At 63.9% G+C, this 25200-nt stretch carries 28 protein-coding genes and 1 pseudogene; 14 read left to right on the top strand and 15 right to left on the bottom strand.

Annotation, left to right across the window (positions count from 1 at the left end; all coding sequences use genetic code 11):
* The first annotated feature begins 1803 nt into the window (after positions 1 to 1803).
* The 3 genes and pseudogenes from IQ16_RS22765 to IQ16_RS22750 all read left to right on the top strand — a co-directional run bounded on the left by IQ16_RS22765 (position 1804) and on the right by IQ16_RS22750 (position 3478).
* A complete protein-coding gene (locus IQ16_RS22765; protein ID WP_018644718.1) occupies positions 1804 to 2205 on the top strand; it encodes a response regulator in 402 nt (133 codons plus the stop codon).
* An 8-nt stretch (positions 2206 to 2213) separates the two neighbouring features.
* A complete protein-coding gene (locus IQ16_RS22760) occupies positions 2214 to 2405 on the top strand; it encodes a hypothetical protein (RefSeq protein WP_145831762.1) in 192 nt (63 codons plus the stop codon).
* Between the two features lie 154 nt (positions 2406 to 2559).
* Positions 2560 to 3478: pseudogene (locus IQ16_RS22750) on the top strand (NADP-dependent oxidoreductase).
* Between the two features lie 155 nt (positions 3479 to 3633).
* Here the strand turns inward: IQ16_RS22750 and IQ16_RS22745 are convergent.
* Both IQ16_RS22745 and IQ16_RS22740 read right to left on the bottom strand, forming a co-directional pair.
* Positions 3634 to 4338 carry a hypothetical protein gene (locus IQ16_RS22745; protein WP_018644719.1) on the bottom strand — a complete coding sequence of 235 codons (705 nt, stop codon included), beginning with the start codon at positions 4336 to 4338 and terminating at the stop codon, positions 3634 to 3636.
* Positions 4339 to 4582: 244 nt separating this feature from the next.
* Positions 4583 to 4732 (bottom strand): hypothetical protein, encoded by a 150-nt coding sequence (locus IQ16_RS22740; protein ID WP_007591825.1) that lies wholly within the window; start codon positions 4730 to 4732, stop codon positions 4583 to 4585.
* A 96-nt stretch (positions 4733 to 4828) separates the two neighbouring features.
* Here IQ16_RS22740 and IQ16_RS22735 point away from each other — a divergent pair, with 96 nt between their 5' ends.
* Entirely contained in the window at positions 4829 to 5287 is a 459-nt protein-coding gene (locus tag IQ16_RS22735) for a hypothetical protein (protein WP_018644720.1), read from the top strand.
* Between the two features lie 86 nt (positions 5288 to 5373).
* Here IQ16_RS22735 and IQ16_RS22730 read toward each other — a convergent pair whose 3' ends face one another.
* From IQ16_RS22730 to IQ16_RS22715, 4 genes are all read right to left on the bottom strand, one after another.
* The gene (locus IQ16_RS22730; RefSeq protein ID WP_018644722.1) at positions 5374 to 6195 is read right to left on the bottom strand and encodes a tetratricopeptide repeat protein; all 822 of its coding nucleotides are present in this window, start codon (positions 6193 to 6195) and stop codon (positions 5374 to 5376) included.
* Positions 6196 to 6227: 32 nt separating this feature from the next.
* Entirely contained in the window at positions 6228 to 6914 is a 687-nt protein-coding gene (locus IQ16_RS22725) for a substrate-binding domain-containing protein (RefSeq protein WP_018644723.1), read from the bottom strand.
* Between the two features lie 20 nt (positions 6915 to 6934).
* Complete coding sequence (locus IQ16_RS22720) at positions 6935 to 7636, bottom strand: GrlR family regulatory protein (protein WP_018644726.1); 702 nt, start codon at positions 7634 to 7636, stop codon at positions 6935 to 6937.
* 197 nt (positions 7637 to 7833) lie between these two features.
* On the bottom strand, positions 7834 to 8868 hold the full coding sequence (locus tag IQ16_RS22715; protein WP_018644727.1) for a glutamine synthetase beta-grasp domain-containing protein: 1035 nt from the start codon (positions 8866 to 8868) through the stop codon (positions 7834 to 7836).
* Between the two features lie 539 nt (positions 8869 to 9407).
* On the opposite strand from IQ16_RS22715, the gene IQ16_RS22705 reads away from it, so the two are divergent.
* Positions 9408 to 9611: a DUF2735 domain-containing protein gene (locus IQ16_RS22705; RefSeq protein WP_018644728.1), complete on the top strand. Its 204-nt coding sequence runs from the start codon at positions 9408 to 9410 to the stop codon at positions 9609 to 9611.
* 111 nt (positions 9612 to 9722) lie between these two features.
* On the opposite strand, the gene IQ16_RS22700 is transcribed toward IQ16_RS22705, so the two are convergent.
* The gene (locus IQ16_RS22700) at positions 9723 to 10049 is read right to left on the bottom strand and encodes an MliC family protein (protein WP_018644729.1); all 327 of its coding nucleotides are present in this window, start codon (positions 10047 to 10049) and stop codon (positions 9723 to 9725) included.
* Between the two features lie 86 nt (positions 10050 to 10135).
* Between IQ16_RS22700 and IQ16_RS22695 the strand changes: the two genes are divergently transcribed.
* The 4 genes from IQ16_RS22695 (at position 10136) to IQ16_RS22680 (ending at position 12775) form a co-directional block, all read left to right on the top strand.
* Positions 10136 to 10879, top strand: coding sequence for a tyrosine-protein phosphatase (locus IQ16_RS22695; RefSeq protein WP_026312259.1), 744 nt, complete (start codon positions 10136 to 10138; stop codon positions 10877 to 10879).
* Between the two features lie 23 nt (positions 10880 to 10902).
* The gene (locus IQ16_RS22690) at positions 10903 to 11583 is read left to right on the top strand and encodes an SDR family oxidoreductase (RefSeq protein WP_018644731.1); all 681 of its coding nucleotides are present in this window, start codon (positions 10903 to 10905) and stop codon (positions 11581 to 11583) included.
* 96 nt (positions 11584 to 11679) lie between these two features.
* Positions 11680 to 12366, top strand: coding sequence for a DUF2161 domain-containing phosphodiesterase (locus IQ16_RS22685; RefSeq protein ID WP_018644732.1), 687 nt, complete (start codon positions 11680 to 11682; stop codon positions 12364 to 12366).
* 103 nt (positions 12367 to 12469) lie between these two features.
* Complete coding sequence (locus IQ16_RS22680; RefSeq protein WP_018644733.1) at positions 12470 to 12775, top strand: hypothetical protein; 306 nt, start codon at positions 12470 to 12472, stop codon at positions 12773 to 12775.
* Positions 12776 to 12853: 78 nt separating this feature from the next.
* Here IQ16_RS22680 and IQ16_RS22675 read toward each other — a convergent pair whose 3' ends face one another.
* Both IQ16_RS22675 and IQ16_RS22670 read right to left on the bottom strand, forming a co-directional pair.
* Positions 12854 to 13465: a GNAT family N-acetyltransferase gene (locus tag IQ16_RS22675; RefSeq protein WP_018644734.1), complete on the bottom strand. Its 612-nt coding sequence runs from the start codon at positions 13463 to 13465 to the stop codon at positions 12854 to 12856.
* Positions 13466 to 13617: 152 nt separating this feature from the next.
* Positions 13618 to 14016, bottom strand: coding sequence for a PaaI family thioesterase (locus IQ16_RS22670; RefSeq protein ID WP_018644735.1), 399 nt, complete (start codon positions 14014 to 14016; stop codon positions 13618 to 13620).
* A gap of 118 nt (positions 14017 to 14134) precedes the next feature.
* Here IQ16_RS22670 and IQ16_RS22665 point away from each other — a divergent pair, with 118 nt between their 5' ends.
* From IQ16_RS22665 to IQ16_RS22655, 4 genes are all read left to right on the top strand, one after another.
* Positions 14135 to 14923, top strand: coding sequence for a cobalamin-binding protein (locus IQ16_RS22665; RefSeq protein WP_018644736.1), 789 nt, complete (start codon positions 14135 to 14137; stop codon positions 14921 to 14923).
* Positions 14924 to 15352: 429 nt separating this feature from the next.
* The gene (locus tag IQ16_RS46630) at positions 15353 to 15628 is read left to right on the top strand and encodes a hypothetical protein (RefSeq protein WP_244635813.1); all 276 of its coding nucleotides are present in this window, start codon (positions 15353 to 15355) and stop codon (positions 15626 to 15628) included.
* A complete protein-coding gene (locus IQ16_RS22660; RefSeq protein ID WP_244635811.1) occupies positions 15583 to 16770 on the top strand; it encodes an NtaA/DmoA family FMN-dependent monooxygenase in 1188 nt (395 codons plus the stop codon). Before IQ16_RS46630 ends, IQ16_RS22660 begins: the two co-directional genes overlap by 46 nt.
* Positions 16767 to 17303 (top strand): flavin reductase family protein, encoded by a 537-nt coding sequence (locus IQ16_RS22655; protein WP_018644738.1) that lies wholly within the window; start codon positions 16767 to 16769, stop codon positions 17301 to 17303. The genes IQ16_RS22660 and IQ16_RS22655 overlap by 4 nt, the downstream gene beginning before the upstream one ends.
* A 15-nt stretch (positions 17304 to 17318) precedes the next feature.
* On the opposite strand, the gene IQ16_RS22650 is transcribed toward IQ16_RS22655, so the two are convergent.
* A complete protein-coding gene (locus tag IQ16_RS22650) occupies positions 17319 to 18269 on the bottom strand; it encodes an AraC-like ligand-binding domain-containing protein (RefSeq protein ID WP_018644739.1) in 951 nt (316 codons plus the stop codon).
* Between the two features lie 257 nt (positions 18270 to 18526).
* On the opposite strand from IQ16_RS22650, the gene IQ16_RS22645 reads away from it, so the two are divergent.
* On the top strand, positions 18527 to 19780 hold the full coding sequence (locus IQ16_RS22645) for an acyl-CoA dehydrogenase family protein (RefSeq protein WP_018644740.1): 1254 nt from the start codon (positions 18527 to 18529) through the stop codon (positions 19778 to 19780).
* A gap of 41 nt (positions 19781 to 19821) precedes the next feature.
* On the opposite strand, the gene kynU is transcribed toward IQ16_RS22645, so the two are convergent.
* From kynU to IQ16_RS22620, 5 genes are all read right to left on the bottom strand, one after another.
* A complete protein-coding gene (gene kynU, locus IQ16_RS22640) occupies positions 19822 to 21024 on the bottom strand; it encodes a kynureninase (protein ID WP_020607960.1) in 1203 nt (400 codons plus the stop codon).
* 8 nt (positions 21025 to 21032) lie between these two features.
* Positions 21033 to 21872 (bottom strand): tryptophan 2,3-dioxygenase, encoded by an 840-nt coding sequence (gene kynA / locus IQ16_RS22635; protein ID WP_018644742.1) that lies wholly within the window; start codon positions 21870 to 21872, stop codon positions 21033 to 21035.
* 34 nt (positions 21873 to 21906) lie between these two features.
* Positions 21907 to 22716, bottom strand: coding sequence for an alpha/beta hydrolase (locus tag IQ16_RS22630; protein WP_018644743.1), 810 nt, complete (start codon positions 22714 to 22716; stop codon positions 21907 to 21909).
* 408 nt (positions 22717 to 23124) lie between these two features.
* Positions 23125 to 24402, bottom strand: coding sequence for an ArgE/DapE family deacylase (locus tag IQ16_RS22625; protein ID WP_018644744.1), 1278 nt, complete (start codon positions 24400 to 24402; stop codon positions 23125 to 23127).
* Between the two features lie 53 nt (positions 24403 to 24455).
* Positions 24456 to 25181 carry a pyridoxamine 5'-phosphate oxidase family protein gene (locus tag IQ16_RS22620; protein ID WP_018644745.1) on the bottom strand — a complete coding sequence of 242 codons (726 nt, stop codon included), beginning with the start codon at positions 25179 to 25181 and terminating at the stop codon, positions 24456 to 24458.
* Between the last annotated feature and the right edge of the window lie 19 nt (positions 25182 to 25200).

The raw sequence follows: 25200 nt of genomic DNA, 5'->3' as shown, positions 1-25200 counted from the left end.
AGAGCGGTCAGCCCTCCCATCCAAAACCGTGCCCGCCAGATGAAGAGCGCGCTTTCGTTGGCGGCCCACTCGGCGATCTTTAGCATCGTTCGTCATCTTACAGGGTCTCTTAATTGGCGCGCATGTTCGGAAGCGAAGCTCAGCAACCGCGGCAAATATTCTTTAGCTTCGCGGCGGTTCGGGCTTCTTCCGCGAGAAATGGATCCTTGTAGCCTGACGACGACTCGATGCTGGCTTCATTGGGCTTCCTGGTTCTTGGGGGGAACGCCGCATCGTAACAGGAGAGGCGCGCACTGGTGCTTTCGATGGCACGGCAGTTCGGCTCCGCGGCAAAAGCTGCTGGCGTGTATATGCCCAGTACCGATGCCAGCAAAAGCGCCGCGATCCATGTGCCTGTTCGAACCATCCTCATGCTGAAACACTCCACAGCTATCTGGTTTTACTCACCCAGGTTGGACTCTCGCCGGTCCAGGCCGGAAGAGCATGCCATTCGGACCAACGCATCCGGCGCTCCTCACCTCCGACCCTCACAAAAACAAAGGGCGCATCGTCCCGGCCAGTTTTAGAACCAACGAAGATTGCCGGAATACCGTAGGCATCCCTAATGATTGCCGTGTTTGCCATTTTGGGCTCCCGTTTGGCTTGAACTGGCTCAACGCCCCGGTTTGCAGTGCTGACGCATGGTGATTGAACGGACTTACCGCTATAAAAGGACCGTCACCGCAATCAGCAGTACGAGGAAGACCGGTACCAACAAAGGTGGTACGAGCCACTCACGAATGTCGAATTTGCCGGAATTTGACATCTGACCGCCTTCTCTTGGGTTGAGGCGGGAGCGCAAAGCTCTCAGTCACCGATAACAGCCACGTAGCGCGCGGTGATGCGAACGGTGTAGCAGCCTTCTAAGCAATTAGCGAGATCAATCTCAGCCGCCTGGTACCCTACGGCTAAAGCGAGCGCTTGGCATAAATTCGCCAGTCTGCTCATCCGACGGTTTGAGTCGCCTGCGCAGACCTCGAAAGACACCGCTGAGGCGGCCTTATTTGGGGGGCGGTACAAGGGCATGCGCCGAGACCCGTGCGTGCTCAAGGTTGCAGATTTCGCTTGCAATACGATCGGCCGTAAGCGTGTCGAACGGAAACGCCTCTGCAATTCGGCGATAGTGCGTGATCTTCTCATTTAACTCGAGGCACTTTTCGCACATGCTCGCAACCCAATTTCTTTGGGGGCGGGAGCACCAGTCTCTCAGTCGCCAATGCCAGCATCGAGTTTGGCGATGAACAACAACGGGGCTCGATGCCGAAAGTTCAGTGTGCACAAACTTGGCGACCTCGAACCAAAGCGCCGTTCATGCCACGCCACCAGTAGAACCCGGCACGAGCGGCTCCTTATAAAAGAGGTGGCGAAATCGCAGGTTGCATTGATGCGGCCGGCAGCCCTCTTCGCGAGTGAACCTATGCGAGGGCAGCGGACTGATACTTATTGTCAGGTATTCTTTGCCCCAACATGCATACGCGCCGTCGTTATTCGTTAGGCGTTCGACAGAAGACGGAGTAGCCTCTCTGCACCGGTCGAGCGAATTGCGTGCCTGATAGCTGCCGAAAGGAGCGAGGCACCGAAGTATCTGCATCCACCAAGTGGGGCAGGCCATGCCGTCGCTCGGCACACTCTTTCCACGATTGCTGACGTGAAGTGCACCCAAACGCGCAGCCAGTTGACTGCGGCGCGCTATTGATCGTGTGTGCTTCTGGGCTGTCTTGTACTGCTTCGCTGGGCGGGGAGGGATCTAGGTCCGAGTGCGTTATGCTGGACATATTCTTGGTCGAAGACGAAGCGCTCATCCGAATGATGATCGCTGAAATGGTCGAAGAACTTGGCCATCGCGTCGTCGCAGAAGCGGGGAGCATCGAAGACGCTCGTCCCATAGCCGAGTCGTCTCGGTTCGATCTTGCCATTCTCGATGTCAGCATCAATGGGCAGCTCATTCTACCCATCGTCGACGTCCTTGAGAGACGCAAGCTGCCGTTTCTGTTTGCGACCGGCTACGTATCTCCCGCACTGCCTGAGCCTTTCCGCTGCTGCCCGGTACTACGAAAGCCGTTCTTAATCGAGCAGCTCGGCAAAGCGATCGAGACAATTTTTGTTCGCCGGTACGGTGAAAACGGATCGACCTTCCTGCGTTCTGCCGTTGGAGAACAGCATTGAAAAGAAGGATGAGCGATCCTATCGCGGACTCACGCTATGTGATCAGAGCGGCCGAAGGTCGCTTTGTGCTGTGGGACAACACGCGTGTCGAGCCGCTATCTGATCATCGCTCACTGGCCGCAGCCGAACGCACCAAGGACATCCATGCTCGGATCGACCGCCTTATCAGGGCAGGACGAAAACGGCGCGGGCCAGGATGATGGCGGCCGAACGTTGGTATGCACAGGCGATCAGGTCAGAGCCTCAACAAGGTGGGTGCGCGAGGGCGACGGAGTGAATCGGTCCCCGAAATATTGAGTTTCGTGAGCTACACGCCCATTGCACCAGAGAAACAGTGACCGAGGAGATATTCCCATGAAGGCGATCGTTGTGACGGAACAGGCCGCGGGAACGGCGGGCATGAAGCTGGTCGACCGGCCCGAGCCGCAGGCATTGATAAACGATGTCGTTGTTCAGGTTCATGCGTCGGGATTTGTCCCGACCGAGCTGACGTGGCCCTCGACTTGGACCGATCGCCTCGAGCACGACCGAGCACCGTCGATCCCTGGGCACGAGCTGGCCGGAGTGGTCACCTCTCTCGGATATGGCACGACGGGGTTGTCAATCAGACAGCGGGTGTTCGGCCTCGCGGACTGGTATCGCGACGGCACGCTGGCCGAGTATATAGCGATCGAGGCACGCAACCTCGCGCCGCTGCCGGGTGACGTCGACTTCACGGTAGGCGCGAGCCTGCCCGTCTCGGGCCTGACCGCATGGCAAGGGCTGTTCCAGCATGGCCGTCTTCGGGCGGGGCAAAGCGTCCTCGCACACGGCGCGGCCGGCGCGGTCGGTTCGATGGTGACGCAACTCGCACGAGAGGCCGGCGCCCACGTCATCGGCTCCGGACGCGCCGCCGACCGTCAGACGGCGCTCGACTTCGGCGCGAAGGAGTTCGTCGATCTCGACAACGACGCCCTGGAAGACGTCGGCAAAGTCGATGTGGTGTTCGATGTCATCGGCGGTGACATCCAGAAGCGGTCCGCAGGACTGATACGAGCCGGAGGAATACTGGTCACCATCGTCGGGCCGGGCCGAGGCGCGGCCCTCCGACGGACTGGCACTCGACTTTGTCGTCGAGCCCGATCGTTCCCAACTGAGTGAGATCGTCCAGCGGGTGCGCGACGGACGACTGCGGACGAACATCGGCAAGGTCTCGACCTTCGACGATGCGGTCGCCGCCTTGAATCCGACCGGGCGGCGCAAGGGGAATACGATCGTCCGCGTTCGCCCGTGAGCGATGCATGATGCCCAAGGCCGGCCGGCGCTATTCAGCTCGCCGGCCGTTGAGAGAATGTCCGAAACGGGTCACTTGCTGAGATTGGCTTGGGCGAGGCGTGAGGCCTGCTTCAGTTCACCAAGCGGATACCCTATGCCAATGCGTGTGCGCCCCTAAGCCCGCCGCATCAGCTTGAGCGAAGCTGCCAGCCGCAGGCTGCGCTTGCCGGCGAGCGCGATACCTTCGAGCTCGCCGCTGTCTTCCGTGCAGGTGCCGGAGAAGCCGATCCCGACCTCGTAGCCGCCGAACACGGGGTTCTCGCCTTTCGCCGGCGTGTGCTCCTGGTTGAGCATCTCGCCCTTCCAGCGGCCGTCCGCCGAGGAATAGGAGCCGAGATAATAGAAGAACGCATCGCCTCCGAGAATGCGGCCGTCGATCAGGAGCATCACGCCGGACAGGCCGGCATCGACGCCGTCGAGCGCGCGCAGGCCCATTCCGTAGAGCCCGTTGGCGATACCGCCCGGCCCGATCGCACCGCGTGGCGGCAGCGCCCCGTCGTCGAGCCGCGTCATGTTGGCCCAGAAATGGGCGCCCGGCATGGTGTCCGCGCCGCCCTGCAGACGGATCTCGTTGCCGTGCAGCCGGCCGCGCGCCCCGATCTTGGCGACGTCCGCCCCCATCAGCGGCTTGTAGTTGGGATCGAGGTTGTGCCGTTCGGTGATGACCTCGGCGATGATCTCGCCGTCGCGCTCGACATAGGTGCCAAGATGCGCAAAACCCGAATTGCCGCCCAGCATCTTGCCGTCATGCAGGCACATGATGCTGCAGCCGACCGCATCGTTGACGCCGTATTCAACCTTGTAGAGACCGTCCAGCAACGCAATTCGCCCGCAAAATCAAAAGGAATCGTCGGCTACCTAGCACTGCTGCCGCACCGATTCCACCCGGCTTTTCCGCGCAGGGCTCCCCGGGAGGCCGCGCTCTGCCATGGTGCCATTATGCCCCTGTTTTGCCCGACGGGTCAAATTGATTTCGTAAAATCAGCAGACCGGGATTTCGCTGTGATTTCAGTGCCCCGCCTACTGTGCATGGGGTTGTTTTTCGACTTTTTGCTTTGGGGCCTCAGTGACGCTTGAAATACTGCACCTCGCGCTCGTGCTTCTCGGCCGCCGCGCGGCTCCTGAAGGTGCCGAGGTTGCGGCGCTTGCCGGTCTTCGGATTCACCTTGCGTGAATAGAGGCGGTATTCGCCGGATGCCAGTTTGCGGATCATGATCGGGCCTCCTGCTGATCGGGGTTCAACGACCGGCGCCGGAGCCGGTTCCTCCCCTGCTTCGAACCGTCAGGCGCAAGCTTGCGACCAAGGCGCATGCAGCAGACAGAGCCATCCCCCGAAGAGCAGATCGCCGAATTCATCGCCAGTGCGGCGAAGCAGCCGCTGCTCGATGCCGCCTTCGAACTCTGGCGCTGGCGCTACCGATTGGATTCGATCGAGGGGCGCCCGACCGCCGAGGAGGTCCGCATCAACCGCACCCTGACGCCGCAGCAGATGGCGGAGAAATACCGCTACGATCGCGACCACGCCCATGAGGGACCGATGTTCGGCTACGTGAAGCGGGCCCATCCGTATGCCGACGACGATGCGATCCGGAAGGCCATCATCACCGCCGTCAAGTTCGAGAGCGCGACTGAAGCGCATTTCAAATGGGACGGCGATTTCTGGGCCTGCGTCGTGCGCGCCGTGGCGCAGGCCGCCGCCGAGTATCCCGACTTTCTCGATACCACCTATCGCGACGCCCGCAACAATCTCGCCTACTACATGAAGTGAGCTAGAGCATGATCCGGAAAAGTGTGCAGCGGCTTTCCGAAAAGATCATGCTCAAACAAAGAATCTAAGCGCGATCTCATCGCGCTTTAGAAGCACAGCGTGGTGACGAGCTTGCCCTGCTTGTCCTTGATCGCATAGGGACAGCGAATGCGCTCCAGCGCCTTCTTGGCATCGTCGTCGCCGAGCGCTGCGGCGCGCTCGTAATAGGCCTTTGCGGCGTCCTTGTCCTTGGGCCCACCGCGGCCGCCTTCCGCGAAGGCGCCCATCCGCTCCAGCGCACCGGGATGGTTCTGCGCCGCCGCCTTCTCGAACAGCGCGCGCGCCGCGACGTCGTCCTTCGCGCCGCCATCGCCTTCAGACAGCATCAGGCCGAGCTGGTACTGCGCCTCCGCATTGGTCTCGGCGGCCTTGCCCAGCAGCGCGCGGGCCTGGGCGGGATCGGCCGGCGCTGCGCCACCTGCGCTGCCGAGCGCGGCAAGGTTGCTGACGCCGCGGGGATTACCGGCTTGCGCCGCCTTCTCGAATAATTTGCGCGCCTGCGCTTCATCCTTGGCGACGCCGGCGCCGGTGCCGTAGAGCACGCCGAGCTCGACCATCGCCGCACTCGATCCCTTGTCGGCCGCCTTGCGCCAGGCGGCGATCGCCTCCGCCGTCTGCCGGTTGGCCGCATAGGCGCGCCCCAGCGCGAACATCGCGCGGCGCGATGACGGTGCGGCCTGCCTGCAGAACTTGATCGCGGTCGCAACGTCGGAGGCAGCAATCTCCGCAACGCCCCTCACGTCGGCCGGCTTGTCGGGATCGCTGGGATCGGCCGCAACCCGCTCGCACAGGACGAGGTCGGCCGATTGCGCGTGAGCTGCGAGGGGCGCGGCGAGTGCGACGGCGATGGCGAGGAGATGAGTTCGCATGGACGACACGTTGCGTCCCCGCTCCGGCAAATTCAAGGCTCGAGCCCGGATTGTCGGAGGACAGGAACGACCTCCGGTGAGGCCAGGTATCGCAGCAGCCGGTCGGCCGCGACGGCATTGTTCGCGTTCGCCATGCGGCCGGCGGAAAAGACGGCGGGCGTTTGCAGCTCATGCGGGATCGGGCCGACCACCTCGATGCCGCCGACCTGCTTCAGCTCGCTGATCTGCTGCACGGCAAGGTCCGCCTCGCCGCTGACGAGCCGCTCTGCCGTAAAACCCTGCTCGACGATGGTGGCCCTGGCATTGATCTCGGCCGCGATCCCCATCCGCACGATCAGCTGGGCGAAGTACACGCCGCTCGCACCGAGCCGCGAATAGGCAACGGACCGCGCGGCGAGCAGCCTCTGGCGCAGCGCGGCTTCGCTGCCGATATCAGGATGCACCTGCCCTGCCCGCACGGCAATGCCGACATAGGAGCGCGCCAGATCGGCTGCACTCTCGGCAACGACGCGGCCCTCGCCGATCACCTCGTCGAGCCCCTCGCGCGTGAGGATGACGAGATCGGCGGCCTCGCCCTCGCGCAGCCGCTTGAGCAGTGCCAGGGTCGGCGCGAAGTCGGCATCGACATGAATGCCGCTGGCGGTCTCGAAGGCGGAGGACAGGCTGCGCATCGCGCCCGCCAGGCCGAGCGTCGAAAGCATGCGGATGGTGTTTGCCATGTGAATTCCCGGAAAAGCGTTCAGGCGCGGTGCATCAGCTTGAGCGCGGCGGTGAGGCGCAAGGATCGCTTGCCCGCAAGCGCCGTCGCCTCCAGCACCGCCTCCTCGGCGTCATAGCTGCCGGAGAAGCCGATGCCGACCTCGTGGCCGCCGAAGATCGGATCGTCCTTGGCGGGCGTGTGCTCCTGGTTGAGGATCTGCCCCTTCCAGCGGCCCTTCGCGGCGGTGTAGCTGCCGAGATAGTAGAACGCCGCATCGCCGCCGAGGATGCGGCCCTGGTTGAGCAGCACCACGCCGGTGAGGCCGCCGTCGATGCCGTCGAGCATGCGCAGATGCACCGAGTAGAGGCCGTCAGCGATGCCGCCCTCGCCGACGCCGCCGGCGATCGGCACCTCGTCCTCCGTGATCGGCGTCATCACCGACTGGAACGGCACGCCCGGCAGTTCCTTCAGCTCGCCCTTGAAGCGATAGAGATCGCCATCGGCCCAGCCCTTCGCCAGCAGGGTCGCATCATCAGTGCCGGCCATGGCGCGGTAGTTCGGATCGGGATTGTGCCGGACCGTCTTGATCACGACGTCCACGCCCTCGTTGGTCTTCTCGTAGGTGCCGATATGGGCGAAAGCCGAATTGCCGCCGAGCATCTTGCCGTTGCCGGCATGCATCACGCTCCGGCCGACGGCGTCGCCGAGCTGAAACCGCACCTTGTAGAAACCCTCAAACACCAGCCGTGTCCCCGGCCCCAGCGCGCATCCAGGGCACTCTATCCCGCTTTCGACGGCGGCGGACAAATTTCGCGCGGCGCAGCCCCGCGCATCGTTGGGGATGGCTGTCATCAGAATGCAAAAATCCGCCGGAGCCTTGCAGCTCCGGCGGATTGTGAGCCAACCCGGGCCAGCCCCCAGCCCGGGCCGGGAGGATCTTAGGCCGCGGCCTTCTTGTCGGTCGGCACGGACGAGATCGTCTTCAGGATCTGCGAAGCGATCTGGTATGGGTCGCCTTGCGAGTTCGGACGGCGGTCTTCCAGATAGCCCTTGTAGCCGTTGTTGACGAAGGAGTGCGGAACGCGGATCGAGGCGCCGCGATCGGCAACGCCGTAGCTGAACTTGTTCCACGGCGCGGTCTCGTGCTTGCCGGTCAGACGCTTGTCGTTGTCCGGGCCGTAGACGGCGATGTGGTCCATCAGGTTCTTGTCGAAGGCAGCCATGAGCGCCTCGAAGTACTCCTTGCCGCCGACCGTACGCATGTACTCGGTGGAGAAGTTGGCGTGCATGCCCGAGCCGTTCCAGTCGGTGTCGCCGAGCGGCTTGCAGTGGAATTCGATGTCGATGCCGTACTTCTCGGTGAGGCGCAGCATCAGGTAGCGGGCCATCCACATTTCGTCAGCGGCCTTCTTGGAGCCCTTGCCGAAGATCTGGAATTCCCACTGGCCCTTCGCGACTTCAGCGTTGATGCCTTCATGGTTGATGCCGGCGGCCAAGCAGAGGTCGAGATGCTCTTCGACGATCTTGCGGGCGACGTCGCCGACGTTCGAGTAGCCGACGCCGGTGTAGTACGGGCCCTGCGGAGCCGGATAGCCGGACTCGGGGAAGCCGAGCGGACGGCCGTTCTTGTAGAAGAAGTATTCCTGCTCGAAGCCGAACCAGGCGCCGGAATCGTCGAGGATGGTGGCGCGCTTGTTGGAGGCGTGCGGGGTCTTGCCATCGGGCATCATGACTTCGCACATCACGAGCACACCGTTGGTGCGCGCTCCGTCCGGGAACACGGCGACCGGCTTCAGCACGCAATCGGAGCTGTGGCCTTCGGCCTGCTGGGTGGAGGAGCCATCGAAGCCCCAGAGCGGAAGCTGCTCAAGCGTCGGGAACGACGCGAATTCCTTGATCTGAGTTTTGCCGCGCAAGTTCGGAGTCGGCGTATATCCGTCGAGCCAAATGTACTCGAGCTTATACTTGGTCATTGAGCCTCTCTGTAGATGATGCGAAAGGTTGGGGGCCCTGGGGCCCCCGCACGTTTTGTACCCGGCCATCATCGGCCGGCCCTCTACAAGCATTTAACGTGCCAAAAGGCCGCAGTGCGGGAGGTTTTCCACGGCAGCCGGCCTCGCCGCGACGCCGGCAAACCGTCCACAGCGACCTGCGTCATAGCCGCGCACCTTCGCGTGAAGCTGCACCGCAAAAATCCCGCAGAAAACGCCTGATTCTGGAGCAGGCCGACCGGCGCCGGGGGGTGCCGATGAAACGCGCATCAACGTCCGGCAATTTTCGTAAAGCCCCGGGCCCCTGCCTAGCAACCTTTGGAATGGCCTAGGCGTTAGCCACTCATACGGTGCCTTTGGGGGTGCAGGCAGCTGCGTGCCTACAAAATAGGCCGCAACTGATCTCCTTTTCAGCACTTTCCAATTCGGGATGCGCGGCCGATATGGGGATTCCAGTAACCACAATCGAACGAGTCGGGCGCACCATGGAGGCAAAGGCGCTTCGACCAAGGAGAATCGCAATGATGAACAATGGTCTGAGTCACGGATCTGCGAAGATCTACCAATTCCCTGTCGGGGGCCGCTCAGCTCTCGCCGGACGCCGCTATGGCGAGACCCGCCTTCCCGCCGATCACGCTTCGCTTCCCGCGAACGTCTCGATCTGCAGCGAGAGCTGGTACCACCAGGATGCGGTCGACGAAGCCAAGCCCAAATGGGAACGCTAATGCCAGCTGCTGGTTTGGTACCGCCGCGCTCTCGCAAGCAGCCGGCGGCAGTTTGAAAAAGGGTCGAAACAACGGTGTTTCGGCCCTTTTTGATTCCAGTCGTCCCCCCGGCTAGATCCCGGGCTTTTCGATCACTGCGCAGGCCGTGACCGGCCGCTTCAGATGCTTGACCGTGGTCGTTCCGGTCGTGCCGATAACAAGCGTGATCCCCGCCCCCGAATAGCGTGCGCCCGAGACCGACAGCCGCTTGGCGAGCGTGACGGGTGCGCCGTCGATCTGGAGGAAGGCGCGCTTGTCGTCGTCATAAAATCCCACGATGAACTGCGTACCATCGGCGCAGCGGTAGGTCCGGAAGGTCTGCGCATCCGCCTGCCGCACTCCCGAAAATCCGACCGCCAGCGTGGTGATCGCCAAAACAATGGCCTTGTGCCGGCCCATGATCGCCCCCTGTAATAGACCTCAAGGACGCCCGCCGTGCGTCCGTTGGAACCATAACCCAAGCTGATCCCATGCAAGACTCTTCCCTGAAAGACTCCCCTGCCCGCCATCTCGCCCTGCAAGGCGCCAGCAACTTTCGCGATCTCGGCGGCTATCGGACCGCCGACGGCCGCACCACGCGCTGGCGGCACATCTTCCGCTCCAATCATCTCGGGCAGCTCACCGCAGCCGATGTCGAGATCGTGCGCGCGCTCGGCGTCCGAAGCGCATTCGATTTTCGCGGTGTCGAGGAGCGCGCGGCCGGCGTCTGCGTCGTCAACGAGATCGCGGTGTATTCGCTGCCGATCGAGCCGACGGTCGTCGCCGCGCTGCGCGCCGAGCTCGCGCAGGGCACGTTGACCGCACCGGTCGCGCTCGAACTCATGCGCGAATCCTATCGCAACTATGTTCGCCACAACACGCACAGCTTTCGCGCGCTGTTCAGCCATCTGCTCGAAGACCGCGCTCCGCTCGTGATCCACTGCACCGCCGGCAAGGACCGCACCGGCTTTGCCAGCGCGCTGATCCTGCATGCGCTGGGCGTGCCCGAGGACGTCATTGCCGAGGATTACCTTTTGACCAACCAGCACTACAAGCGCGACCCATCGAACGCCGCCGATCTTCCCGCCGACGTTCTCAACGCGATCGGCTCGGTCGAGGCCTCGTACCTGGCGGCCGCCTTCGAAGCCGTCGGGCGCGACTATGGCGATCTCGAAACCTACTTGCGCGATGGGCTCAAGCTCGGCACAGCAGAGCGCACCGCACTGAAGGCGCGCTATCTGCAAACATAAGCCACTGCGCCGGGAGAACGATGATGCAAGGCAAGGTTCTGGTCGTCACCGGCGTGCTCGGCGCGCTGGGCAAAGTGGTTGCCGACATCGCGCAGTCCCGCGGTGCGCGCATCGCCGGCATCGATCATGCGCCCTCGCAACTAGCGGCGACGCCCGAGCGCATCGAGATCGGCGGCGTCGATCTGTCCGACGCGGCACAGGCGAAAACGGCGATCGATGCGGCAGCGAAGCATTTCGGCCGGCTCGACGCACTGATCAACATCGCCGGCGGCTTCGCCTTCGAGACCGTCGGCGACGGCGACATCACGACGTGGCAACGCATGTATGCGCTAAACGTGCTGACGGCGCTGAACACCTCGCGCGCAGCGCTACCGCATCTCGCCGCGTCCAGGGCCGGCCGCATCGTCAACATCGGCGCCATGGGCGCGCTCCAGGCCGGCAACGGCATGGGCCCCTATGCCGCCTCAAAGGCCGGTGTGCATCGGCTCACCGAGGCGCTCGCCAGCGAGTGGAAGGGCAAGGTCACCGTGAACGCGGTGCTGCCCTCGATCATCGACACCAAGGCCAACCGCGCCGACATGCCGAAGGCGGATTTTTCCAAGTGGGTGACGCCGCAGGAACTCGCCGAGGTGATCCTGTTCCTCGCCAGCGACGCGGCGAGCGGCATCACCGGCGCGCTGATCCCGGTCGGCGGGCGGGTGTAGCTGCGTTCAGATCGGAACGTCCGGGCGAGGCTCGGATTCAATCGGAGCCGAGAAGGCTCTAGACTGCACGCAACTGATTCTTCGATCGGACCACAAGTGGAAACCGCGCTCTACCTGCCCGTCAAACGCTTCCTCGAACAGCTCGGCTTCACCGTCAAGGGCGAGATCGGCGGCTGCGATCTCGTCGGCCTCAGCGCCGGCGATCCGCCTGTGGTGGTGATCGGCGAACTCAAGCTCGCCTTCAATCTCGAGCTGATCCTGCAGGCGGTCGACCGCGCACCGGCGGGCGACGAAGTCTGGATCGCCGCAAAAATGTCCGCGCGTGGCAAGGGACGCGAGAGCGACGCGCGCTACCGCAATCTCTGCCGCCGCCTCGGCTTCGGCATGCTGGGGGTCACCGACCGCGGCCAGGTCGAGGTGCTGGTGAAGCCGCCGACGGCGGCCCCGCGCCGCGAGCCGAAGATTCGCTCACGGCTCGTTGCCGAGCATCAGCGCCGCCAGGGCGATCCCGTGCTCGGCGGCAGCACGCGCGCGCCGATCATGACGGCCTACCGGCAGCAGGCGCTGGCTTGCGCGTCGGAGCTCGCGACAGGCCCGCGGCCCGTGCGCGAGCTGCGTGTGCGCTGTCCCGATGCCGGCAAGATCTTGCTTAACAATGTGTATGGCTGGTTCGAGCGTGCCGAGCGGGGAATCTACGGGCTTACTGAGGCTGGACACGCCGCCCTGAAGCGCTGGCCACAGCACCGGGACGAGGCCGATGCCGGTGCTCCGCCACCACCCTGACACCGGATCGATGCAAGTGGTGAATAGCTGAGATGCCACACCAATTTCATATTGCAATGCAACATAGGCGGCACTAGGTATCCCGGATCGAAACGAGGCCCCCATGAGCGCAGACTGGAATACCAAATATGGCACGCGGCGCGTGCGTCACGATCCGCCGACCCTGGACGAGGCGATCTTCGCCGCCGTCGGTATCACCGACGACCAGGAGCAGCAGGCCGAGATCGCCGCAGCTCTGATGGGGATGCCGCTCGATGTCGTCCAGGCCGAGGTGAAGAAGCAGGCCCGCACCAACAGCCGCATCACCGCCACGCGCGTGATCGCCGGCGAACAGGGCGCGCAGCGCTCGGTGGTGGTCGAACGCCGCGTCGTTCGCCGCTTCAGCGCCGCGACGCGCACCGGCACCTGAGCGTTTATTTCTCGATCCGACATACAAAAGCGGACCGGTTTTGCCGGTCCGCTTTTTTGATTCCAGCCGGCCTTTGAACTAGGCGGCGCGATTGCCGTACATGCTGGAGATGATCTTCCAGCAGGTCGAGTTGAAGCTGAGAAGCGCGCGCCCAGCCTTGAACGGCGCGGCCGCGAGATCGGCCAGCTCGTCCTCGGTCGTCTTGGTGAGATCGATCGTGCCGGTCGATTCACCGTGGCGGAATTGCAGATGCGCGCCGAACTTCCTGGCGAGCGCCCGCATCGCGTGATTCTCGGCGCCCGTGGTGATGCGCAGGTGCTTAAAACCCTTCCAGCGCGCTTCCGCGATCAGGCGGCTGAACAGGATGGTGCCGACGTTCTGGCGCCGCGCCGAGGCTTCCACGCTGAAGGCAACCTCGGGCAGCGAATCACCCTCCGGCGGATGTAGCTCGGCTGCACCGCGGACCACGCCATCGACGATATAGGCGACGATGACGGTGCCGTCCTCGGCGCAGCGGGCGGCGTAACGCTCGATGAAGCTGTCGTCGAGAAAGCCGTTGAAACGGTCATGCCGGCTCTCGGCATCGAGTCTCAGCAGGTGATCGCGCAGAAGCGGCAATTCTTCCTGCTGGCTCAGGGTCCGCACATAGCCCGGAACGGACGTCGCGCGGGCGGTGTCTTCAAGTACCACGTCAAAACTCCTCTTGGTGTCCCTCGAGGAGGCGTTCGAATCCCTAGGCTCCCTATATTGTGCATCGCAACACGCTTTTCAAGGCGGGAGCCTGCCCAACTTAGCGGCATCGGGAACGACTATTTCGTTAACAAAATCAAGGCCCCGTAGTCTTACAGGACCAGCTGGGTCTGGGTCACCACGGCCACCAGCTTGCCGTCCTCGGTCTCCAGCCGGGTGGTCCAAACCTGGGTCCGCCGGCCCCGGTGGACCGGGGTGGCGGTGGCGATGACCGTGGCCCCCTCCTTGGCTCCGCCGATGAAATTGGTCTTGCTCTCCAGCGTGGTCGTGCCCTTGGCGTCCTCGGGCAGGTTGATCACGGTCGCCGCAGCGCCGACGGAATCGGCCAGCGCCATCAGCGCGCCGCCATGGATGGTGTGATGCAGCGTGCAGAGATCAGGCCGGACCGTCATCCGCGCCACCACGCGGTCCTTCTCGGCCTCGACGAACTCGACGCCTTTGAGCTCGGCGAACGGCATCTTCATCGCTTTAAGTTTCTCGAGCGGCGTCATCGGATCTCCTCCCAATTCGTTGTGTTCTCAGCGTGAATTGCTTCGCGCGGCAAAGCAATGACGTCCGAGGTAATGGCCGCCGTGACATCCGCAGCGGCATGAGCGCATATGGTCCACCATGCTCCACTACCCGCCCCGCCGCCTCGTCTGCCTGACCGAAGAGACGGTCGAGACACTCTACCTGCTCGGCGAGCAGGACCGCATCGTCGGTGTCTCCGGCTACGCCGTCCGTCCGCCGCAGGTGCGGCGGGAGAAGCCGCGGGTGTCGGCCTTCGTCTCCGCGGACATCCCGAAGATCCTGGCGCTGGAGCCGGATTTGGTGCTGGCCTTCTCCGATCTCCAGGCCGGCATCGTCGCCGATCTTGTGCGGGCCGGCGTCGACGTCCACGTTTTCAACCAGCGGGACGTCGCTGGCATCCTGGCGATGATCCGGACACTGGGTGCGCTGGTCGGTGCGGGCGGGCGCGCAGAGGAACTGGCCCAAAGCTTCGAACGCCGCCTTGCCGCAATCGCGGCAGCACGCCGCCCCTCGCCGCGGCCAAAGGTCTATTTCGAGGAGTGGGACGATCCGCTGATCTCCGGCATCGGCTGGGTTTCCGAGCTGATCGAGATCGCCGGCGGTGAGGATGTGTTTCCGGAATTGCGCCATCGGCAGGCGGCAAAGGATCGGATCGTTTCGACGGAGGCGGTGCGCGAAGCCGCACCCGACATCATCCTCGCCTCATGGTGCGGCAAGAAGGTCGTCCCTGCCCGCATCCACGCGCGCGCTGGCTGGAGCGACATCCCCGCCGTCCGCGACGACCGCATCGTCGAGATCAAGTCGCCGATCATCCTGCAGCCGGGACCGGCGGCGCTGACGGATGGGCTGGATGCGATCGTTGCGGCGTTGTGGGGCGAGCGCGTGTAACAGCGAGCTCTGTCGGCAGCTCCGTCATCCTGAGATGCGAGCCGTGCGACGCAAAGCGGCGCACAGGGAGCCTCGAAGGATGAACGGCCGAGATACAGCCGGGCCGTCGTCCTTCGAGGCTCGCTCACGCTGCTGCGCACCGCGGCTCGCGCCTCAGGGTGACGGACGGAGATTTGAAGCGTTCTGCAACCTCGTCATTGCGAGCGCAGCGAAGCAATCCAGACTGCCCCGTGGAAAGATTCTGGATTGCTTCGCTACGCTCGCAATGACGCTTGCGGAGACATCGAATTCGATTCTCGAACACCTCATGCTCAGCTGCCCCTGCTGTTCCCTCCCAGCACAAACGCCGGGCGCGCGTAAGCAAGACGCTCCACCGGCACGTCGCTAGCCTCTGATCCGACGAAACCTTCGCAACCCAGAGGCTTGTCCATGCGCAATCGTCTGATCCTGAACTGCTTCTCGATGAATGTCGTCTCCCACATCTATCACGGGCTCTGGCGCCACCCCGACAGCACGCAGATGCATTTCGACAAGCTGAGCACCTGGATCGAGCTGACCAAGCTTCTCGAGCAAGGCTGCTTCGACGCGCTGTTCCTCGCCGACGTCATCGGCATCGACCCGGCCTACAAAGATCGTGGGACACCTACATTAGGGAAGGCTTGCAGATCCCCTGCAACGATTCCGCCGCGCTCTCCGCGGTATTGATCGGCGTCACCGAGAACCTCGGCCTCACCTTCACCAGCTCCATCATGTCGGAGCATCCGTTCAGCTTCGCGCGCCGGCTGTCGACGCTGGATCATCTCAGCAACGGGCGCATCGGCTGGAACATCGTCACCAGCGTCAGCCATAACGCCGCACAGAATTTCGGCTTCGACGAGATCATTCCGCACGACGAGCGCTACCGCCGCGCCGACGAGTACATGGATGTCGTCTACAAGCTCTGGGAAGGCTCATGGGACGAAGGCGCCGTGCTCGGCGACAGGGAGAACGGCGTCTATGCCGACGCCAGCAAGATCCACCGAATCTACCATTCCGGCGAGCGCTACAGGGTGCTGGGGCCGCATCTCTGCTCGCCCTCGCCGCAGCGTACGCCGGTGCTGTATCAGGCCGGCGCCTCGCCGGTCGGCCAGTCCTTCGCCGCCCGTAATGCGGAAGGCACTTTCGTGCTCTATCCGACCATCGAAGGCGCGCGCAAAGGTATCGCGGCGACCCGCGCCGTCGCGGCAGCCCACGGACGGCGGCCGGAGGACCTGAAGTTCATCCAGGGTTTCTCCTTCGTCGTGGGCAGCACGGAGGAAGAAGCGTGGCGCAAATCCGAGGAGATCGACAAGGGCGTCAGCTATGACGGCCTCGCCGCACATATCAGCCGGGACATGGGCATCGACCTCGGCATGCTCGACCGCGACATGCCGATCGAACAAGCCAACATCGAGGGCCTGCGCGGATTCATCAGCATGTTCGAGGCCAGCAACCCCGGCAAGAAGGTGCGCGTCCAGGATCTCGCCTACGCGCTGTCCTACAACAGCCGCATCGTCGGAACGCCCGAGAGCATCGCCGACCAGCTCGAGGCCTGGCAGGATGCGGGCGTCGACGGCATCAACATGATCTGCCAGTATTTTCCGGGCTCCTATCGCGACTTCATCGAACACGTCATCCCGGTGCTGCAGAAACGCGGCCTTGCCCAGCGCGAATACGCACCGGGCACGTTGCGCGAAAAGATGTTCCCCGGCAGCGGCGGCCGGCTGAACGACCGACACCCCGCCGCGCGCTATCGCGGCGCCTTCAAGGGCGGCGGCGAGAAGAGCGCAGGCAGCACCGGCGTCAAGTGGCAGACGGAACGCGCATGATGAACGAGACCGTCATGGACCGTTCCGAGCCTGCCTTCGACGCGATGTCGAGGGCCGACGCCTTCAAGTCGGGGATGCGGAGATTTGCCTCCGGCGTCGCGCTCATCACGAGCGCCGCCGCCGGACAGCGTGCCGGGCTGGTCGCAACCGCCATCAGCTCGGTCAGCACGGCGCCGCCGACCCTGCTGATCTGCATCAACAGGAACGCCTCGGCGCATGACGTCATCGATCGGTCCGGCGTCTATGCCGTCAACCTGCTGGCCGCCGCTGACCTCGAACTTGTTGACGTCTTCTCGAAATCGTTGCGCCGCGCAGAGAGGTTCACGTCCGGAGATTGGCGGACGCAGATCACCGGCGCGCCCGTGCTGGCTTCGGCGCTCGCCGCGTTCGATTGCAAGGTGGTGCAACGGTTGGCCTACGAGACCCACACCATCTTTCTCGGCGAGGTCTTGCAGGTCGGACACGCCGAGCAGGACGTCGATCCCCTGCTCTACATGGACAGCGCATTCAGGCGGCTGGAGCGCGCCGCCTGACGAGGCGCCGGCGGTTCACGCGCCCTCGCTGCGATATTCCCGCGGCGTCTTTCCGAACCGCTGGCGAAATGTCCGGCTGAAATGCGAGAGGTCGTTGAAGCCCCAGCGCAAGGCGATCTCGGTCACCGTCTCGCTGTCCGCCTTCTGCTTCGCGAAATCCCTGGCGCAACGCTCGAGGCGCTGCTCCAGGACCAGGCGGCCGAACGATCGACCGCCCTCCTCCAGCACCTTGTGCAGATAGCGCACGGAGATGCCGAAATGGGCGGCGACCTTGGCCGGCGCCAGCTCGGGATCGGCGACGTTCGTCTCGATGTGAGTGACCAGCGAGCAACATAGCGCCTGCCGCGCGGAGCCTCGCGCCATCTCCTGCGCGGTCTGCGTCGCACCGAGCGACATGGCCACGAGCTCGACCATGCTGCTGCTCAAGGTCGCTCCGGTCGGCGACAGCCGTTCCACATTGCGGACGATCGACTTGAGCAGATCGATGGCGACCGTACTGATGCCGCCATTGTCGGCGACGATCGTGGCCGTCGCCTTGTCGGGATTGCGCAGCAGCGGACGCAGCAGGTGCCGCGGAATCCGGAACGAGTACTGCTCCCAATCGTCACTGCAATAGTCGTTGAGATAAGGCTCGGTCGAATCCACGATCGAGAACTCGCCGGGATTGAGCAGCGCGGCGCGACCGCCCTGCTGCATGCAGCATTGCCCCCGGAGCTGGAGATTGAGGAAATAGACTTCCGTCGGCATGCGGCTGATCTCGGAGCGCCCGCGATAGATCTTCTGACGGCCGGACGAGATGGTAGTGACGTTGATCGTCGAAAGCGGATGGGCGGTGACATGCCCGGCAAAGCCGCCCGCCGCGGGCTCGCGCACCGGATTGAGCGCGATATAGGCCTCGCAGAGGACCTCTCTCCAATAGCTGAACTGATCCCGCTCGGGCAGATCGTTCGTGGTCCAGGTCTCCATGGCAAATCCTCGACACAGAGTGACACTGGCATCTAAAAAAGCACTTTCCATGCCAGAACGACACCAGCATGCAGCACAAACATTCGGCAACCGATGAGACAGAACGACTGCCCAATACGGTCTGTTCACTGTCAGCACAAAGCCCGGGCGCTGTCGGGCAAGACCGTCGTTACGACCGCGCATAGCCTTCCTCCCGTCGATCGCAGCGCGCCATGGGACGGCGTGTCAACACGTCTCGACGTCTTGAGGAGGAAGCCATGCCTATCGATTTCACGCTCAGCCCGGAGCAGGCCGCGCTTCGCGAAGGCGCACGCAGCTTCGCCAACACCGTGCTGAAGGACGTCCGGCCGACGATCCGCCAGTACAGCAAGCCGGACGAGCGCTTCTATGCAACCCGGCCGTTTCACAAGAAGGCGGTCGAAGCCGGCTTCGTCAAAGGACTGTTTCCGAAGGAGATTGGCGGCACCGACGTTCCCGCACTCGACTTCGCCATCGCCGCCGAAGAACTGGCCGCGGTCGATGTCAACGTGCCCAGCACGCTGCTCGGGACCGGTCTCTGCGTCAAACCCATCGTGTTCTTCGGCACCGGGGCGCAGAAGCAGCGCTTCCTGCCTGACTTCATCGAGGATGGAACCCGGCTCGGCGCGCTCGCCTTCACCGAGGTGACGGGCGGCGCGAACTTCGATGCTGCCGATCCGCGCTTCGGCGTGAAGACGTTTGCCAGGCGCGAGGGCGACGAATGGATCATCAACGGCGAGAAGCACTACACGACGAATGGGACCGGCTGGGACGGCAAGAACTGCCATCTCTATGCCGTGGTGTGCCGAACCGATCCGAGCAAGGGCGCGCAGGAGTCGCTCGCCGTCATCATGGTGCCGGGCAACCTGCCCGGCGTGCAGGTGACGGGAATTCTTGATACGGCGGGCCACCGGGCGACGATCTCGCCGCGGATGAAGTTCGAGAATGTCCGCGTTCCCGCCGACAATATCATCGGCAAGCCCGGCGACGGGATCAAGATCGTGTCCACCAACTTCGCCTGGACCGCCGCGCTGATCGGCGCCGCCTGCGTCGGCGTCATGCGCGCCGCCTTCGATCACGCGCTCGCCTTTGCCAGGAAGGACGCCCGCTCCGGGCCCCACCCCATCATCGACTATCCCACCGTCGGCTACATGCTGGCCGACATCAAGATGAAGATCGAGGCCTGCCGCTACCTGACCTGGAAATCCTGCCAGCAATACGATCTGTCGGGCGGAACGGCGCACGAGCTCGCCGTGATGACGAAAGTGTTCTGCTCGGAGACCTGCGTGGACGTCGTCTACGACTGCATGCGCCTGGTCGGGGTCGACAGCTACACCGACATGCACCCGCTGGCAGAACTCATGAACGACGCGATGTGCTTCCCGCTCTATGACGGCGGCAACATGGGGGCTCGCCGACGGCAGCTCCACAGCATCATCAAGAGCCCGTCCTACGACCCGCATTTCGCGCCTTACGGCACGTTCGGCGCATGAACACGGGGGGAGGATCCGCCCGCGGCGCCGGTCCTCCCCGTTCACGTCACGGCGTTCACGACCTGATATTCCGGCCGCCGCCACACCTCGCCTGAAATCACCTCCTCGACGATCTCGGCCGCCCTCATGATCTCGCTCTCGCCGATATACAGCGGCGTGATCCCGAACCGCATGATGTCGGGCGCACGGAAATCGCCGATGACGCCGCGGGCGATCAGCGCCTGCATGGCGGCGTAACCGCCGTCGAAGGCGAAGGAGACCTGCGAGCCGCGGCGCTCATGTTCGCGCGGCGTGACGACCTTGAGCTGCGGACAGCGGCGTTCGACTTCCGCAATCAGGAGATCGCCGAGCGCCAGTGATCGCGCGCGGACCTCGGCGATGTCGACGCGGTCCCAGATATCGAGCGAAGCCTCCAGCGCCGCCATCGCCAGCACCGGCGGCGTGCCGACGCGCATGCGCTCGACGCCGCCGGCGGCCGCGTAAGCGAGCTCGAACGCAAACGGTTTTGCGTGGCCCATCCACCCCGACAAGGCTGCACGCGCCGTATCGGCGTGGCGCGGCGCGACGTAGAGGAAGGCCGGCGCGCCGGGGCCGGCGTTGATGTATTTGTAGGTGCAGCCCGCGGCGAAATCGGCGCCGCAGCCGGCGAGCTCGACCGGCAGCGCGCCGGCCGAATGGGCGAGATCCCAGACGGTAACGATGCCGAGCGTATGCGCTTTCGCCGTCAGCTTCGCCATGTCGTGGCGGCGGCCGGTGCGATAGTCGACCTCGGTAATGTAGAGAACCGCAATCTCCTCTGACAACGACGCCTCGATCTCCTCCGGTGCCACCAGGCGCAATTGATGGCCGCGCCCGAGCGTCGCGATCAGGCCCTCGGCCATGTAGAGGTCGGTCGGGAAATTGCCGGTGTCCGACAGGACGACCTTGCGCGATGCGTTCATGTCGAGCGCCGCCGCGAGCGCCTGATAGACCTTCAGCGACAGCGTGTCGCCGACCATCACCGAGCCGGCTTCCGCGCCGATCAGCCGGGCGATGCGATCGCCGACATGGCGCGGCTGAGCGTACCAGCCTGCACTGTTCCAGGCGCGGATCAGCTCGTTGCCCCACTCGGTCGTGATGACGCGATTGACGCGCTCGGCAACGCCAAGCGGCAGCGCGCCGAGCGAGTTGCCGTCGAGATAGATCACGCCGTCAGGCAGATGGAACAGAGCCTTGGTGTCGTCATAGACGCGATATCTGGTCATGGGCATTTTCACAGAATGGTGCGGACGCGCCAGAGTTCGGGAAACAGCTCAACCTCGAGCATGCGCTTGAGATAGCTGACGCCGCCAGTGCCGCCGGTGCCACGCTTGAAGCCGATGACGCGCTCGACCGTGGTCACGTGGTTGAAGCGCCAGCGCCGGAAATAATCCTCGAAATCGACCAGCTTCTCGGCGAGCTCGTAGAGCATCCAGTGCGTCTCCGGCGCCTCATAGACGATACGCCAGGCTTGCAGCACGCCTTCGTTGAAGCTGTGGGTCTCGCGAACATCCCGCGCCAGCACCGCGGCCGGCATCTTCAGCCCGTTGCGGTCGGCGAGCCTGAGGACCTCGTCATAGAGGCTTGGGGTCGCCAACTCAGATTCGAGCAGTTTTGTCGTTTCCACATCGTGCGCGTGCGGCTTCAGCATCGCATGGTTGCGATTGCCCAGCAAAAATTCGATCAGCCGGTACTGGCGGGACTGGAAGCCCGAGGACTGGCCGAGCTGCGAGCGGAAACGTGTGTACTCGCTCGGCGTCATGGTCCGCAGCACGTCCCAGGCGTTGTTGAGCTGCTCGAAGATCCGCGACATCCGCGCCAGCATCTTCATCGCAGGGGCAACCTCGTCTTTGGCGATGGCGCGGCGTGCGGCGCTGAGCTCGTGGATGGCAAGCCGCATCCACAGCTCTGTGGTCTGATGCTGGATGATGAACAGCATCTCGTCATGCGCCTCCGACAGCGGATGCTGCGCGCCGAGGATCGCATCGAGCGCGAGATAATTGCCATAGGACATCCGCCGGGCGAAATCGGTCTCGGCGCCTTCGCTTGCGGGATCGTAATCGCTGGACGTCATGGCTGGCCCTCCCGATCGATCATTACCGGCCTCGTCAATCGAGGCCGATCAGGCGCGCGGTGATCTGCGACGACGGATCCTTCAGCCCGTCGATGACAGTGAAATGGTTCAGCGCAGGCTCGACCACGAGGCGTGTCGGCACGTCGAAGCCGGTCCAGAGATTGGCCATCAGGTCGGACTGGCGGATGAATTCGGGCCGTTCGCCGCCACCGACCCAGGCGGTCACCGGCGAATGGCCGCGCGGCAGGTGCAGCGCCGCGCTTTCCAGCGTCGCCTCCTCCATGGTCATACGCAGCGTGCCGTTCATCTTCGTCTTGAGCAGCGGGCGCAGATCATGCAGGCCGCTGATCGAGAGCGTGCCGGCGATGCGGTTGAAGACGGCGGGTTCGAGCCGGCTGTCGTCGCACAGCATGCGGGTGACGAGATGGCCGCCGGCCGAATGCCCTGCAAGCCGGATCGGGCCGGAAACGAGCGAGGCGGCCTTGGCGATCGCGGCGGTGATTTCGGCTGTCATGTCGGAGATGCGGGCGGCAGGCGCCAGCGTGTAGCTCGGCAGCGCCACGGTCCAGCCATGATGCCGCGCGCCTTCGGCCAGATCCGTCCAGGTCGACTTGTCGAAACGCATCCAGTAGCCGCCATGGACGAACACGACGAGGCCCTTGCTGTCGCCGTCAGGCAGGATCAGGTCGAGCGTCTGGCGTTCACCGGAGCCATAGGCGATATCGGCGCGAAAATCCTTCAGTCCAGCACGGTAGGCCGCCGCCCGCTCGGCCCATTGCGCGGGCATCTTGTCCGAGCCCGGGATATGGGCCGAATTGGCGTAAGCATCATCCCAATCGCGCATCGTTCATTCCTCGGCGAACCAGGCCTTGCGAAATCCGCCTTCGCTCTTCGAGCTACGGCGGACAAGCCGGGCGCCAGTCTGCCACCGGCGCGGCCGGCATCCTAGTCTTTATTTTAAGCTTAAAGGATTTGGGCGCGCCATTGTTTCGGGCAACCGGCGCCCCAGCCGAGATACCGTAGGGTGGGCAAAGCGACTTGTCCGCCATAGCTCGAAGAGCGAAGGCGGAAGCGTGCCCACGCACTTGGTCATGTCGGGTAGAACTCGTGGGCACGGCGCAAGGGCGCCTTTGCCCACCCTACAGCACTATCATCCGTCATTGCGAGCGCAGCGAAGCAATCCAGGCTGCCTCCGCATTGGCAGCCTGGATTGCTTCGTCGCAAGGGCTCCTCGCAATGACGGCGGAGAGGCCTACGCCTTCTCCACCCCGCACCATTCCGCGATGAACAAGGCCATCGCCTTGGTCGTCTTCTTCAGCGAGTCCAGCTCAACATACTCGTTGAAGCCGTGCATCTCGCCGCCGCTGGCGCCGAAGCAGAGGCTCGGGATGCCATGATTCAGGCCGTAGAAGCGGGTGTCAGTCAGCGCGGTGAAGACGAGATCCTCCGGCATGCCGCCATAGACCTTGTTGAAGGCCTTGCCGAACGCAGCCTCTGGCTCCGCCGCGTCGGTCAGCTCATAGCCTTCCGACAGGAAGCCCGACCATTCGATCTCCGGCGGATTGTTGGCGAGGAAGCGGTGATTGCGCGAGGCGGCAGCGACGCAGGCCAAAATCTCCTTCTGGTGATCGGCGACGGACCAGCCCGGCAGGATCGCGATGCGGCAGTCGACGTCGCACCAGGCCGGAACGCTGGAAGCCCAGTCGCCGCCCTTGATGATCCCGGGGTTGAAGTTGATGGGATGGTTCAGCGTCTTGAAATGACGGTCGGCCTTGGCCCGCTCGTTCCATTCGATCTCGAGCTTTTGCAGGGCGTGGACGAGATGATAGGCCGCCATGATCGCATTGGAGCCTGAGCCGGCAAAGGCGACGTGGGTGGGGTGTCCCTTCACGCGCAGGCGAAACCAGATCACGCCGACCTGCGAGCGCACCATCTTGCCGCCGGTCGGCTCCGGGATGAAGCAGGCATCCCCGCGGTAGCCGCGCTGCAACGTCGAGAGCGCGCCGACGCCGGTGCTCTCCTCCTCGATCACGGACTGGAAATGGATCCGCGCGGTCGGCTTCAAGCCCGCCGCCTTGATCGCATCGAGCGCATAGAGCGCGCCGATGGTACCTGACTTCATGTCGCAGGCGCCGCGGCCGAACATCTTGCCGTCCTTGGTGACGGGCGAGAACGGCGGCGTGTCCCACAGCTCCAGAGGCCCCGCAGGCACCACGTCGCAGTGGCCCTGGAGGATCAGCGATTTGCCGCCATTCGTTTGCGGACGGTAGGTCCCCACCACCGAGCGGGCCTTGGAGAAATCGTGCTCGATCGGGCCGAAGCCGCGCAGATCCTTGAGATCGTCGACATTGATGTGCCAGTCGTCGACCTCATAGCCGCGCTCGCGCAGGAGGTCGCCGATCATGTCCTGACACGGTCCCTCCGCCCCGCGGGTCGAGGGGATCGCGACGAAATCACGTGTGGTCGCAAGCTGGGCTTCGAAGCCGGCGTCGACGGCGTCAAGAATCCTTTGCTGCGTTTCGGCATTCATCAGGCAACTCCAGGCATTTCAATGATCCCAGGGAGCGCGCAAGCTAGCCGATTTCAGCCGTTCGGGTACTCCACAAAATATGCATCCCGCAATGCATCTTCGAGCAGTCGGCCTTCCGAATAGCCATTGAGCGTCGCTGGCCGGTTCACGCCGTCGAGCAGGCGCGCGCAAGGTTCCGGCGCGCCGAGCACGGTGCGCACGGGAATGCGCTCGGCATAGATCGGCAACGCATAATCCTCGTCGTCATCGGCGACGCCCTTGGCGCGGATTTTTGCCGAGGCTTCCTCGATCTCCATGGCTATGAAGGAGGTCGCCTTGATCTCCTGCGCGCTGCTCGCCCGCAGGCTCGCGGTGCGGTCCGGGAAGAAACGGTCGACCATGGCGATCACCGCCCGTTCCTTTTCCTCGGAGTCGGTGACGAGATAGGCGGTGCCGAACGCCATCACCGCGCGATAATCGGCAGAATGGTTGAAGCCGCAACGCGCCAGCACGAGGCTATCGAGATGGGCAACCGTCAGGCAGACTCGCTCGCCTTTGGTCTGGTTGCGCAACATGCGGCTCGCGCTCGAACCGTGCCAATAGAGCCTCGTCCCCTCGCGCCAGAAGAAGGTCGGCGTGCAATAGGGCTGGCCGTCGATCACATAGGAGACGTGACAGAGCATCGAGGAATCCAGGATGCGATGAACCGTGTCGTGATCGTAGAAGCCGCGGTCGTGACGGCGCTTGACCTGGTTGCGCGTTGAGGTCGGATAGGAATTTTGGCTCTCGGTCTGGCTCACGGCCGCTCCTGTCGGGCTT

This window comes from Bradyrhizobium huanghuaihaiense (genome assembly GCF_007830635.1).
In the GTDB taxonomy this organism is placed as follows: domain Bacteria; phylum Pseudomonadota; class Alphaproteobacteria; order Rhizobiales; family Xanthobacteraceae; genus Bradyrhizobium; species Bradyrhizobium huanghuaihaiense.
This window is presented reverse-complemented; position numbering and strand designations above follow the sequence as displayed.

Excerpts from the sequence above, each read along its gene's own strand:
- IQ16_RS22765 (WP_018644718.1), top strand. The coding sequence starts at position 1,804 with ATGCTGGACATATTCTTGGTCGAAGACGAAGCGCTCATCCGAATGATG.
- IQ16_RS22760 (WP_145831762.1), top strand. The coding sequence starts at position 2,214 with ATGAGCGATCCTATCGCGGACTCACGCTATGTGATCAGAGCGGCCGAA.
- IQ16_RS22740 (WP_007591825.1), bottom strand. The coding sequence starts at position 4,732 with ATGATCCGCAAACTGGCATCCGGCGAATACCGCCTCTATTCACGCAAG.
- IQ16_RS22735 (WP_018644720.1), top strand. The coding sequence starts at position 4,829 with ATGCAGCAGACAGAGCCATCCCCCGAAGAGCAGATCGCCGAATTCATC.
- IQ16_RS22730 (WP_018644722.1), bottom strand. The coding sequence starts at position 6,195 with ATGCGAACTCATCTCCTCGCCATCGCCGTCGCACTCGCCGCGCCCCTC.
- IQ16_RS22725 (WP_018644723.1), bottom strand. The coding sequence starts at position 6,914 with ATGGCAAACACCATCCGCATGCTTTCGACGCTCGGCCTGGCGGGCGCG.
- IQ16_RS22715 (WP_018644727.1), bottom strand. The coding sequence starts at position 8,868 with ATGACCAAGTATAAGCTCGAGTACATTTGGCTCGACGGATATACGCCG.
- IQ16_RS22705 (WP_018644728.1), top strand. The coding sequence starts at position 9,408 with ATGATGAACAATGGTCTGAGTCACGGATCTGCGAAGATCTACCAATTC.
- IQ16_RS22700 (WP_018644729.1), bottom strand. The coding sequence starts at position 10,049 with ATGGGCCGGCACAAGGCCATTGTTTTGGCGATCACCACGCTGGCGGTC.
- IQ16_RS22690 (WP_018644731.1), top strand. The coding sequence starts at position 10,903 with ATGCAAGGCAAGGTTCTGGTCGTCACCGGCGTGCTCGGCGCGCTGGGC.
- IQ16_RS22680 (WP_018644733.1), top strand. The coding sequence starts at position 12,470 with ATGAGCGCAGACTGGAATACCAAATATGGCACGCGGCGCGTGCGTCAC.
- IQ16_RS22670 (WP_018644735.1), bottom strand. The coding sequence starts at position 14,016 with ATGACGCCGCTCGAGAAACTTAAAGCGATGAAGATGCCGTTCGCCGAG.
- IQ16_RS22665 (WP_018644736.1), top strand. The coding sequence starts at position 14,135 with ATGCTCCACTACCCGCCCCGCCGCCTCGTCTGCCTGACCGAAGAGACG.
- IQ16_RS46630 (WP_244635813.1), top strand. The coding sequence starts at position 15,353 with ATGCGCAATCGTCTGATCCTGAACTGCTTCTCGATGAATGTCGTCTCC.
- IQ16_RS22655 (WP_018644738.1), top strand. The coding sequence starts at position 16,767 with ATGATGAACGAGACCGTCATGGACCGTTCCGAGCCTGCCTTCGACGCG.
- IQ16_RS22650 (WP_018644739.1), bottom strand. The coding sequence starts at position 18,269 with ATGGAGACCTGGACCACGAACGATCTGCCCGAGCGGGATCAGTTCAGC.
- IQ16_RS22645 (WP_018644740.1), top strand. The coding sequence starts at position 18,527 with ATGCCTATCGATTTCACGCTCAGCCCGGAGCAGGCCGCGCTTCGCGAA.
- kynU (WP_020607960.1), bottom strand. The coding sequence starts at position 21,024 with ATGACCAGATATCGCGTCTATGACGACACCAAGGCTCTGTTCCATCTG.
- kynA (WP_018644742.1), bottom strand. The coding sequence starts at position 21,872 with ATGACGTCCAGCGATTACGATCCCGCAAGCGAAGGCGCCGAGACCGAT.
- IQ16_RS22630 (WP_018644743.1), bottom strand. The coding sequence starts at position 22,716 with ATGCGCGATTGGGATGATGCTTACGCCAATTCGGCCCATATCCCGGGC.
- IQ16_RS22625 (WP_018644744.1), bottom strand. The coding sequence starts at position 24,402 with ATGAATGCCGAAACGCAGCAAAGGATTCTTGACGCCGTCGACGCCGGC.